Genomic DNA, 12,705 nt, shown 5'->3' with positions numbered 1-12,705 from the left:
ATCTTTGCCTTTCAAATTGGTTAGCTAATTGCTAGAAACCAATTCTTATTTAGAATATTAAGCATGCAAAATTTTCAAAGACACGATAGATCATCAGATCGTGAAGCCAATCAGATGGTTTTCGGTATTCGTGCCGTTATAGAAGCGATAGATAGTGGTAAAGAAATCGAATCATTATTTATACAAAGAGGTTTAGCCGGAAGTTTAGTTTTAGAATTGAAAGCTCTTTTGAAAGAGCACGACTTAGGGTTTCAACAAGTTCCAATTGAAAAACTAAACCGTATCACACGCAAAAACCATCAAGGTGTTATAGCCGTTATTTCCCCGATTATCTATCAAAAAATTGAAGACATTGTTCCTGAAATTTATGAAAAAGGAGAAGTGCCTTTATTTTTAATGCTAGATGGGGTTACAGATGTGCGCAACTTTGGTGCTATTGCACGTACAGCAGAATGTTCAGGTGTACATGCGATCATTGTACCAAAAAAAGGATCTGCAGAGGTTAATCCTGATGCAATCAAGACATCCGCAGGTGCATTATATAAAATACCAGTATGTCGCCATGAAGGTTTGGCTAAAGTGGGTAAATTTCTTATTGAGTCCGGCATACAGTTAGTTGTAAGTACTGAAAAGACAAAAGATAGCATCTATGATGTTGATTATACTGTACCAACATGTATCATCATGGGAGCTGAGGATACAGGTGTATCAGACGATTTAATTCGTATCGCAGATCACCTTGCCAAAATACCTATGTTCGGAGAAATAGGATCATTAAACGTTTCTGTTTCGGCTGGAGTTGTATTATACGAGGCTATTCGTCAACGCGTGAAATAATACTTGTATAAATACTATATAAAAAAAGAAGAGTGGCTATCTTTAGGGTTAGCCACTCTTCTTTTTTTATGTTAATCACATTAGGAAATAACATAACTGTTGTATAAATAACAAGAGCGGCTATCTTTGGGATAGCCGCTCTTATTTTATAAGATGAATCGATTAGTATTTGTTACTAGATTCTTTTCTTTTTCCAGAAAAGTCTCTAAAACCACCACCATTTCCTTCTCTACGATCTCCACCACGGTATCCACCTTCACGTCTTTCACCGCCACCGCTTCTGCGATCACCACCACCGCGGTAACCACCTCCACCTTCACGTCTTTCACCACCGCCAAAGCTTCTACGTTCGCCACTTCCACCACGGCTTCTGTTTCCACCACCACGGTTTTCAGTTTTTCCGTCTCCAGAAACTTCGATACGTACGTTACGACCGTTGAAATCAACGTCTTTAAATCCTTCGAATACTTTTGTTACCTCAGCATCTTCAACTTCAAAGAAAGTGAATACTCCTTTTAAATCAATTTTACCAATTGATTTTCCAGAAATTTTAGCGTTGTTACAGATAAATCCTAACATGTCTCCACGGCTGAATTCATCTACAGAACCAAGGTTCATGAATAAACGAGTAAATCCTTTAGAGCTACCACGTTCTCCTCTTTCACCACGCTCGCCTCTTTCGCCACGTTCGCGGCCATTGCTGCTGATATCACGTGCTTCGATATTTAAATCATGAGCACCTTTGTAATAATCTAAGAATCTATTGAATTCTAATGAAGCAAATCTTTTTACGATATCTTCTTTCGATAACGATTCAAAACCTTCCATAATAGCTGGTAGGAATTGATTGATTTGATCCTCATTAACTTCTACATTCTGAACTTTATTGATGATCGTTAATAATTGTTTTTCAACAACATCAGCTCCTTGAGGAACTTGTTTACGCTCAAATTGTTTTCCGATAACTTTTTCAAGTTGACGGATTTTGCTTTGCTCTTTAATGTTGATCAATGAGATTGAAATACCAGTTTTACCTGCACGAGCTGTACGGCCAGAACGGTGAGTATAGTTTTCAATTTCATCAGGTAAAGAGAAGTTAATCACGTGAGTTACGTCGTTTACATCAATACCACGGGCTGCAACGTCTGTAGCAATTAATAATTGTAAACTACGGTCACGGTAACGTTTCATCACTTTATCACGTTGTTGTTGAGATAAATCTCCGTGTAATGAATCAGCGTTGTAACCATCTTTAATTAAAGATTCAGCAATTTCTTGCGTTTCAATTTTTGTACGACAAAACACGATACCAAAGATATCAGGATTTGAATCTACAATACGTTTGAAAGCAGCGTATTTGTCTTTAGCTCTAATTAAATAATATTGATGTTCAATATTAGCATTACCAGTGTTTTTCGTACCTACAGTCATTTCAACTGGATCAGTCATATAGTTTTTAGCTATACGGCGTACTTCAGATGGCATTGTTGCAGAGAATAACCATGTTTTTTTAGTGTCAGGAGTTTCTGACAGGATGTTGTTGATGTCTTCTTTGAAGCCCATGTTAAGCATTTCATCTGCTTCATCTAACACAACATATTTCACTTGAGAGAAATCAATAGCATTACGGCCAATGATATCTAACATACGACCTGGGGTCGCTACTACAATTTGCACACCACGTCTGATTTGACGAAGTTGGTCACTAATATTTGCACCTCCATAAACAGCAACAACATGTACGTTGTCGAGGTTTTTAGCATATCTTTCTATATCTTTCGAGATTTGCAAACAAAGCTCACGTGTTGGACACAATACCAACGCTTGAGGATGTTTCTGAGAAAAGTCTAATTGCTGTAATAATGGAAGACCAAATGCTGCTGTCTTACCTGTGCCGGTTTGGGCTAATCCGACAAAATCGTCGTTACCAGTCAATAAAACAGGAATGGCTTTTTCCTGAATTTCAGAAGGTTTTTCAAAACCTAATTCTGAGATGGCATTAACAATTTCCTCACGGATTCCCAGTTCTAAAAATGGGTTCATGAATTAATTTATACAATAGGCTCTATTGCCTAAGGCGATGCAAATATAGGAAAATAATATTTACAAAACTAATTTATAAGCTAAGTATTTGATATAATGTGTTTTTTGAATGACAAATAAATATTTTTATACGTGTTAAACATAAATAAACCACATTGAAAAGAATTATTTGGATTGTGAAACTATTTTATAACTATTCTGCTTTTTTGATCATTTGTTAATGTAGACTTAATATTTCAACCTTACTTTTGATAGTAGTATGGATCAAATACCAATTATATATCAGCATTGGCTTCAAGCTATTAAAGAGCGAAATGATACAAACGCTTTTGGAGAGCTTTATCGCTATTGTTGGAAAGATCTTTATCAGCATGCTGCCCGGCGGATTTTGGACGCTCAGGATGTAGAAGATATTCTCCAAGAATTATTTGTACAGTTTTGGGAAAAGCGCCATACGATCGACATCCAAATGAATCTTCCAGCTTACCTCAAAGGAATGCTCAAGTATAAAATTATAGATTTTTTTAATGCCAATAAAGCTAAAAATAGACTATTGGATCATTGGAGTAACCATATTTTTGACTATGTACAACAGCATCCTGAAGAATTGGAAACTTACCTTGCATTAGAAAGATTACTGGAAGAGGAATTGGAAATTATGCCGCATAATATGCGTCAGGCACTCTTACTTAAATGGGAGCATCTACCAATTCGAGAGATCGCCCTGCGTATGGGGCTTTCGGAGCAGACCGTGAAAAATAACCTGACAGAAGCTTCCAAAAGAATGAGGAAAGCAATAAGTGCAAGACAAAATGTTCAAAATAGCACGCTTAGCGTATTTCTTGTTCTCGCTCTGGAGCAACTATCTAAGTAAATATTATGTACAGCAGACAATGACTGCCACCAAAAATATACTTAACAATTCTTTTATAAAACATTAACTATTTCTTGAAGTACTTTATAGCTTTTTTGCAGACTTATATATAAACAGCAGGCAAAAAAGTGAAAAGAAGAATATTTGAATCCCTGATCTATAGATATCAGCAGAACAAAGCTACAAAAGCAGAGCGTATATTGGTCGATCGCTGGTATGAAACACTAGATCGGGAAGAAATTCCTGAAAGTGCAATTGATGAGGTCCAATTATGGAATAGGATACAACAGCAGATTGAAAATACAACTCCTCAAAAATCATCAATTCGGAAAATGGTCTATTGGATTGGATCTGTGGCGGCTACACTTTTGTTTTGCTTTGGCATATTGTTTTGGAAAAACCAAACCGCTCTGGATACTGTAAAACAGGAAGTGAATGTAAAACCAGGGTACCAGATTTTTGAAACAGGAGTTGCACAACGCAAGAAGGTATTATTGGCAGACGGATCAACGATCATTTTAAATGCACGTTCCAAAATTAAATTGGATACCGTTTCATACGACAGAAAGGACCGTGTAGTAGAGCTACTTGCCGGAGAAGCATTTTTTGAAGTTAAAAAAGATTCCACAAAAGCTTTTGTTGTCAATACACAGCAATTACAGACAAAGGTATTGGGTACATCGTTTACGGTAAAAAACTACCGCGAATCGGATGAAATATCTGTATCTGTATTTACAGGTAAAGTACAAGTAGCGGCGGACAACAAGTCATTAGGCACATTGGAGCGCGGCGGACAGATTCGCTATACCAAAAACAACCACAGCAGTAACCAAGAGACTTTTGACCTCACTATACGTAATAGTTGGATTGAGGGAAAGATTTACCTAAAGCAAAGCAGTTTTGCAGAATTGGCATTAGCAGTTAAAAATATCTACAATGTAGATCTGAAAGCCGGTGATGATCAGATTGCCCGACAGCGCTACAGCATGCCGATATCGAAACAGCTCTCTTGGTCAGCAACCTTGGAAAGTATAAAAGCTGTCCACCATAACAAGTCTAGGAAGGAGGGGAGTACGGTGCATATCTATTAATTCAGGAATGAAAAAAGAGCTGACGACTGCCATCGTCAACTCTGGATCCTATAGCATCTATAAGGTGCTATAAATAACATATACAAAAACTTACAGAGCTATTATATACGCATACAAATTTATGAAATACGTTACGAAAAACAATATTAAGTTTATGATCAAGTCATCATTGGTGGGACTACTTCTTTTAATCGTATCGGCAGAAATGCTTTTAGCATCAGGTGCATACGGCCAGATGCTCAATAGAAAGATTTCAGTTTCTTTTAATGAATCTCATATTCCAGCAGCTTTCGAGCAATTGGAATCGCAAAATATACATATTGCCTTTGATGCCAATAAACATAATCTGTCAAAGGAAAAAGTGAACGCCAAAACTTTTAAAAATAATAGTGTAGGAGAAGTAGTGCGCTACCTTCTTAGGGGGACAGATCTGATACCTCAAGATAACGGGGTCTATATTACATTGGTCAAAAAACCAATACAACAGGTAGGACGCATTTCCGGTAAAGTAATTGATGATCGAGGTCAGTTGTTAGCTAATGCTAGCATTAAGTTGGTCGGAACCAATAAGTCAACACAGAGTAGTATTGATGGTAGTTATATTTTAACCGCTGTATCGGGGACCTATGTCTTGGAAGTCAGTTATCTATCTTATCAGACACAGCGCATAGAAGGTGTGAAAATAGAGGCAGGACAACGTACTGCACTCAATATTGCTATGAAAACGCAGACCAATAAGTTGAAAACGGCAGTCGTTAGTGTATCGTTTAAAAAAGCATCTGTAGCAGGACTTTATGCTGCGCAAAAAAATTCAGCCTCGGTGACTGATGGTATATCGGCAGAGCAGATTGCACGTACACCCGACAATGATATGGGGCAGGTATTAAAGCGTGTAACCGGAGTGACCACAGTCAATAATAGAAATGTGATTGTGCGTGGTATGTCCGATCGTTACAATCAAGCCATGCTGGATGGAGTCGTTATTCCAAGTACTTCGCAGAATAGACGTGATTTTTCCTTTGATATTATCCCAACAGAGATGGTAAGCTCGGTGGTGGTCAATAAAACGGCAACACCGGATGTGTCCGCTGAATTTTCGGGCGGACAGGTTTCGGTGAATACATTAGATATCCCGGACAAGGATTTTACGACCATACAATATGGGATAGGAGGAAATTCCCGTACAACAGGCAAAGACTTTTATCGTCTTGGGGAGCGACATACGAGCGAATATTTCGGTTTTAATCATTCTTCTTCGAAGCAGCCCGAAGGGATACAGCCTTGGTTTTGGAATGGAGAAGCAAGACGTCTAGATGCCCCTCCAGGATATATATTGAACGACCCAAAGTTGAATGAAGAATTTTTAATGCCAGGTTCAAATCTTAAGTATAATGACATTGATGCAATAGCCCAGTCCAAACAGGTTAACGCAGATGCGATGAAATTATATCGCTACAAGGCCAATCCTAATCAAAATTTAAGATTTGCACTGGGAAGGCGGTATAATTTTTCAAATGGATTACTGTTCGGTTTCTCTGCTTCTGCTAATATTCGAAATGAACAAAATATTGTCGCCTTTAATAATGTGCGAGGATCTGGTATCATTAATGGACATGGAGAGAAGCAACATATGATAGAAAGTGATACGATCGGTCAGAATGGTGCAGGAACCTCCTATCGCTTTAATAGTAGTAGCGGATTGGTGGCGAATTTTGGATTAAAAGGACAGGATTTTAAGCTCGCATTTAAAAATATGTACGCTCGCACTTTTAACAATAATTATAGTGAAAATATCCGGTCAACCTTTACAAATTTAAATAATCCTCCGACCAAAAATCAATATCAATTACCTGAAACAATGTCTTTGCAGCAGCATCAGTTAAGCGGTGAATATCAGTTGCCGTGGAAAATCAAGGCTGAGGGTATGTTTGCCTATAATAGAATCAAGCAGCAGATTTTGGATGAACGTAAATTGCGATATGGATTAACGACAATATTAGACGGAAATTATATGTTTCAAAGTCCTAATTTATTAAGTCTTTCTAACTGGTCTAACCATTCCGAAACGGGTTTTGATTCCCGCATGTGGACTGAGATTAATGAAAATGATTTTAACTGGGCAATGGCATTTTCTCGAGTCTTTGGTGAAGGAAAATCCGTTAGCACTTTGGTTAAGGCTGGATATCAAGGCTGGAAAAAAAATCGTAATCTTTCGGTTTTTCGTTTGTTGCCATTTACCCGCTCTTACATGCCCGATGATCCTTCTAAATCGGCACCTGCTATTGAAAAACCTTATGATATATTGTTCTCTCCAGAAACTATCGGAAACGGAGTTGGTCAAGCTTATTATTATCCTGAGCCTATCGGTGGTAATGTTTATGATGGTGATATGAGTTCACATGCAGGGTATCTAATGTTGGATCAGAAATTTTGGAATAAGCTAAGATTAGTCTATGGATTCCGTGCCGAATACTACAATCTGTTAAATCGTCAGGATGAAATGTTTAGAAAGCAGAATGGCGATCCAGATGCAGATAACAATAAATTACTATTGTATAAACTGATGATTCGTGAAAATAATTGGAAATTTCTACCGTCCATTAATGCAACTTATAGTGTGACCAATACCTTTAATGTGAGAGGAAGTTATTCAAAGACGGCCATTCGTCCAGACTTTAGGGAGTCAGGTTTTTTTGGATTTTATGACTTTGAATTGGATGCTATTGTTTCAGGGGATAATGTCGAATCAACTTTTATCGATAATGTTGATCTGCGATTGGAATGGTATCCAAGTCCTGGTGAAATTATATCCTTAACCGGATTTTATAAATATTTAGATAAGCCAATGGAACTGATTGAAAATGAAGATGTAAGTCCCGGAACTGCATATGTTTTCAATAATATGGAGTCAGCAAAAAACATGGGGTTGGAATTTGAAATTCGTAAAAACTTGAGTTTTATTGGTGAGGCCGATTGGCTATCTAAAGCTTTTCTAAATGCCAATGGGACATTATTGAAATCTGAAGTTAATGCATTAAGTCAGTGGAGACATAAGTTGGTAGATGATCGTACAATTGCAGAACGCGAAAAAGAAAGAGCGCCTAATCAAGATCGTCCACTAATGGGACAATCACCTTGGTTGTTAAATCTTGGTGTAGGTTATTGGGGTGGTAGTTTTGGTATAACAGCAAGCTATAATCATAGAGGCTATCGTACAAATACGGCCTCCTTCAACCCAAATAGGGTAGAGTATGAACTTGCGCCAAGACAGGTTGATTTTCAGGTGTATAAACGGTTTTTGAAACAGAAATTGGAAGTGAAATTTAATGCTGCCAATCTTCTGGATGAATGGACAAGGTATTATCAAAATCAATCAGCGTATAGTAATTCTCAAGGAGAAAAAGGAGAAATAATTTATGAGCTTGTTAAAGGAGATAATAAGTACAATAGGGCGGACGATGATATCATTACTTACCGAAGAAAAGATGGTCGAAGATTTAATCTTTCAGTGACCTATAATTTTTAAAATTATAAAAATAACTGCGCGAGGCAGCTTCATGCCTCCCTAAAAAAATTGCACATGAGTTCCGAGTTTGTCCAAGTCGCACAACAGGAAAATAAAATAGAAGCAAAATAGGGGGGAATGAAAACAACTATGCAAACTTATGAAATGCTATCCCATAGGGATGCATAGTCTAAAAAATGATCTTGTGATGGCAAAACTAGTAATTATTTAACATAAAATGAAAAAAATCTTAACAGTAGCAAGTGTATGCGCAATCGCATTGGCTTCTTGTAACAAAGACAACGTAGGACCTAATTCAGATTTGAATGCTGGTTTGCCAAACAAACCTCAAGCAACTATTCCAACAGATGCTTCAGGAATTATTACTAAAACAACGCTTTCTGCGGACACCGTATGGAAAATTGATGGTGTAGCTTTTGTAAAGCCAGGGGCAACATTAACTATTCAACCAGGTACGTACATTACTTCTGGTGTGACTAAAGCATACAACGATCAGATTACTGGATTGACACAAAATATCAAAGGGGTTTTGGTTGTTCCGAAAACGGCCAAATTGATTGCCAATGGTACTGCTGCGGCACCTATTGTATTTACTTCTCCAAATGCTGCTAACTCTCGTAATCCAGGTGATTTTGGTGGCGTTGTATTATTGGGTAGCGCGACGACAAATCAGGCTGCAACAAAAAGAATCGAAGGGATTCCTCAACCCGTGGGTGTAGATGTGACTTATGGTGGTACAAATGCGGCAGATAATTCAGGCTCATTAAAATATGTGCGTATTGAGTTTGCGGGTTACAATTTAACTGCCGACAATGAAATCAATGGATTGACTTTAGGTGGCGTTGGTACGGGTACTACACTAGAAAATATTCAGGTATCTTGGGGTAAGGATGATGGTTTTGAGTTCTTTGGGGGTACTGTCAATGCGAAATACTTAGTAGCATTATCAAATGATGACGATGATTTTGATTTTGACCATGGTTATACGGGAACAATTCAATATGCATTGTCATTGAAAGATCCTAATGCAACAAACAGTTTATCAGGTGGTAACTCAGATGCGAATGGTTTGGAGTCGGATAATGAAGGTACAGCTCCATATGCAGCGACACCTAAAACACGTCCAGTTTTGAAAAATTTCACATTCTTGGGTATTAAAGATGTTAGTTTAGCTACTACTAAATTGAAATTTGGTAACCGTTGGAGAAGAGCTTCACAGTATGATATTCAAAGCTCGATTATCGCAGGTTATGCAACAGGTGCTGCATTCCAAGATGGCGCGGCAGGTACATTTACAGGTAATGTCGTACATGCATATACGGTAGCTTTCAGTGGTGCTACTCCGGCAGGAAACCAAACAAACGTGTCAACTGATGCAGCAACTTATTTGAAATTGGCCGGCGGTGCTAATATTTTTTATCCAATAGCAACTACTTTCAATCCAGCTTTATTAAGACCACTGTCGACTTCACCGGCATATGGTAATGGAACTACTACTTATAGTGGTGCTTTCCATCCAACAACTGCTCCTTGGACAGCAACTTGGACGCAATTTGTGCCAAAAACTTATTAATATTTATTACTTGAGTGAGCCATTTTTATGGCTCACTTCTTAATTCTTTATGTATGATTAAAAATCTATTTATATATTTTGTTGCCCTTTGGGGTGGATGTATGTTGTATTCCTGTCAAAAAGGTGAGTTGGTTCAAGAACAGGAAGAATTAGCGAGGATTGCTTTTAAAACATATAGTGCTGTATCAGCAGATATAAAAAAAGTGATGGTTGATGGGAAAATTGCGAACAGTGATAAGAGCAACTTCATATTTATGAGAAATAAAGATGCCGATTCTTCATTGATCGTTGCTTACGATGGGAAGGATCAGGTAGTTCTAGAGCAACGCCTAGCTATCAAACCTGGGCTAAATACCTTTGGTGTACATAGTAAAAGTCCCATTGATCCTTCACTAATTGTAGGGGAAAATCCTTTGGGTGATAGGGTTCTGCCGATTCCGGGTGTAATGCAAGTAAAGATATTAAATTATAATAAAACGATTTCACCAAATGGTGAGCCAATTCGATTGGCGATTTATAAAGGAACGCCTGTTTATGATGAAAGTTGGGGACAGGATTTGGTCAAATATAATGATCCTCCTATCTTGATTACAGACTTGATATCGGATAAAATCCCTGAAAAGTTTACCAAAATACCAGTGGACCCCATTTTTGTGCCAAAGGCGCAGGTATTGGATATGGATTCAAAACCAATCCTTATTGATGGACAAAAAGTCTATTTGTTTTTTTATTTTGCGGTAGACATAGGTATTGTCTACTTGCCTCAAAAAGAATCCGATGTTGCTTTTGATTCTGACGCAGTCTCAGAAATTGGCGGAATAGGTTATAGTCTGGATAATATCTGGCTAAAAAAATAAATCCCATTTGAAAGGATGAAGATCTGTCTATTGTTAGCGAAAAGGTCAACTAATATTATTATAAGAGAGTCATTATGAAAGGAATCAATGATTTAAAACATCGAAAACTACTGGCGCTCTCCCTGAATTTTCAGGGAGAAATTAAGCATGATATAGATGCAACCGTTCTTTTTGCCTTGGGTAAAGAGCTTGATGACCTGAATCAACTTTATAGTCAATATCAAGAAGTATTACAACAGTTGGAAATATTGGTCAAGGAATATGAAGTAAAAGAGCGCAATATTCGTTCTGGCATATTATCACGTTCCCTCCGTAAGCTCGTTAGAGAAGGACAAACCGGAGTTGATCTCCGTACCGTGATCAATTCATTCAATTCCTGCGCACGCTGAAGGACGAATAGGTATTTATTCCAGTTTTTCTAGCGTGGACTTATTTCTATAGGAATCGTCTCATAACTGCTGCCCAGATATTTATGAACATTTGAATTGGCTTTGTGTTTTTTATCGGAAGCATTTTTAGCTTGCGGTTTATGACCATTGATCGTATTCAACACTTCTTGAATAAGTGGATCTTGCATATTTCCTATGGGCACCAGTGGTAGAAATGCAAATTCATTTATAGGCTTTTCTGGCATAATTCCCCCGCTGTAATTTCCTTGATTTAGTTTGTTATAAATTTTATACACCATGGGGATCAGATGCCAGGCGCGCTCAGGACCGTGGATTTCCCCTGGTGTAGATATCGTGGTAGAGGCCATATCTTTTCCATAGGTTTTATCGCCAACTTGAATAACTTGTACGTAAGGACGTAAGCCATTGATTAACATTTCGGAAGCCGAAGCGGTATTTGGGCCTGTCAGGATATACATTTTTTTTAAGTGTAATCCCTCTTTTAAAACTTCTTTAGCAACAAAAGAATAACCGTCTGGCTGCCGTTGCAGGGCAGCAGCAAAGGTGTCTTCCATATTGTTGAAATTTTTGTTTCCCTGATATTTTGCAAAGATGTCATTTTCCTTAATATTAGCGAACAGCAGCGCACAAAATGAAGCAAAAGCAACCTGTCCTCCCGGGTTGTAACGCAAATCGACAATAAGATCCTTTACCTGTTTGGATTTAAAATTTTGTACAGCTTCCAATAATGAATAAGCACCGCTGAAGTCAAATTGACTTAAAAAAATGTAGCCTACTGTGGGAGACGACGAGATAATCCTAGACATATAAACAACAGGTTGTGAAATATAGGAGGAGGGTAGAATAAATATTTTCCCATCTATCCGCTTCAGATTGATTGCAGGTAAATGAAAGGATTTATTTATCAGAGCTTTCATATTACTCTTATCCAAAAGTTCGTTGTTCATATAGGATAAAGTATCACCACGTTTTAGACCCAGTAAATCTGCTTCGCTAAATGGAACCACCTGAGTTACGACTTGTATAGTACCCCTTGCAGCCTGCATCTGCACCATGTCGAAGCCAAAAGTATTTGTCAAGGTATTACCGTAGGTGTCGCTGTTCAGGGTCTGCATTATCATTGAATAATGGTCATCTTGAAACAAAATACTTTTGAAGAATAGATCCGGACGTTGCTGATAATCGTTTGTTGTTCTGATTTTAGTATTCCAGTAATAATACTGTCGCATTTGATCCAGAGTCCAGTGGTTGATGGCCTCGTTTGAGCCGGGCTCTTTCAACGATTCTTCTTTTTCACAGGAGAAGAGAATCACTGAAAAAAGGGTTAAAACAATACGATTTGATTTCCACATTTTTTAAAATCTTAACGACATAAAAATACGTATTATGGAAATGATATTGGCGTTATCTTTATGTTGTTCAAATGTTTATTTGGTTTAAACAACTTATCAAAGCATTCATATTGTGATGTTTTTATTTCATAAAAAAAGGCTA

The 12,705-nt window shown here is 37.7% G+C and carries 9 protein-coding genes; 7 read left to right on the top strand and 2 right to left on the bottom strand.

Going from position 1 to position 12,705, the window contains the following annotated elements:
• Positions 1-63: 63 nt before the first annotated feature.
• Positions 64-837 carry a 23S rRNA (guanosine(2251)-2'-O)-methyltransferase RlmB gene (gene rlmB, locus WH188_RS20835; protein WP_132772237.1) on the top strand — a complete coding sequence of 258 codons (774 nt, stop codon included), beginning with the start codon at positions 64-66 and terminating at the stop codon, positions 835-837.
• A 162-nt stretch (positions 838-999) separates the two neighbouring features.
• On the opposite strand, the gene WH188_RS20830 is transcribed toward rlmB, so the two are convergent.
• Positions 1,000-2,880 (bottom strand): DEAD/DEAH box helicase, encoded by a 1,881-nt coding sequence (locus tag WH188_RS20830; RefSeq protein ID WP_021187941.1) that lies wholly within the window; start codon positions 2,878-2,880, stop codon positions 1,000-1,002.
• 259 nt (positions 2,881-3,139) lie between these two features.
• Here WH188_RS20830 and WH188_RS20825 point away from each other — a divergent pair, with 259 nt between their 5' ends.
• The 6 genes from WH188_RS20825 to WH188_RS20800 all read left to right on the top strand — a co-directional run bounded on the left by WH188_RS20825 (position 3,140) and on the right by WH188_RS20800 (position 11,190).
• Complete coding sequence (locus WH188_RS20825) at positions 3,140-3,754, top strand: RNA polymerase sigma factor (RefSeq protein WP_021187940.1); 615 nt, start codon at positions 3,140-3,142, stop codon at positions 3,752-3,754.
• A gap of 128 nt (positions 3,755-3,882) precedes the next feature.
• Positions 3,883-4,845, top strand: a complete 963-nt coding sequence (locus WH188_RS20820) for a FecR family protein (protein ID WP_339424604.1) — start codon at positions 3,883-3,885, stop codon at positions 4,843-4,845.
• Between the two features lie 121 nt (positions 4,846-4,966).
• On the top strand, positions 4,967-8,371 hold the full coding sequence (locus WH188_RS20815) for a TonB-dependent receptor (protein ID WP_339424603.1): 3,405 nt from the start codon (positions 4,967-4,969) through the stop codon (positions 8,369-8,371).
• 217 nt (positions 8,372-8,588) lie between these two features.
• On the top strand, positions 8,589-9,944 hold the full coding sequence (locus WH188_RS20810; RefSeq protein WP_339424602.1) for a hypothetical protein: 1,356 nt from the start codon (positions 8,589-8,591) through the stop codon (positions 9,942-9,944).
• 53 nt (positions 9,945-9,997) lie between these two features.
• Positions 9,998-10,801 (top strand): hypothetical protein, encoded by an 804-nt coding sequence (locus tag WH188_RS20805; protein WP_339424601.1) that lies wholly within the window; start codon positions 9,998-10,000, stop codon positions 10,799-10,801.
• 74 nt (positions 10,802-10,875) lie between these two features.
• Positions 10,876-11,190 (top strand): hypothetical protein, encoded by a 315-nt coding sequence (locus WH188_RS20800; protein WP_339424600.1) that lies wholly within the window; start codon positions 10,876-10,878, stop codon positions 11,188-11,190.
• Between the two features lie 29 nt (positions 11,191-11,219).
• On the opposite strand, the gene WH188_RS20795 is transcribed toward WH188_RS20800, so the two are convergent.
• A complete protein-coding gene (locus tag WH188_RS20795; RefSeq protein ID WP_339424599.1) occupies positions 11,220-12,563 on the bottom strand; it encodes a S41 family peptidase in 1,344 nt (447 codons plus the stop codon).
• Positions 12,564-12,705: the final 142 nt, after the last annotated feature.

The sequence above is a fragment of the Sphingobacterium sp. MYb388 genome (assembly GCF_037479535.1).
In the GTDB taxonomy this organism is placed as follows: domain Bacteria; phylum Bacteroidota; class Bacteroidia; order Sphingobacteriales; family Sphingobacteriaceae; genus Sphingobacterium; species Sphingobacterium anhuiense.
Note: the sequence above shows the minus strand (reverse complement) of the source record. Positions and strands in the feature narration are given on the sequence as shown.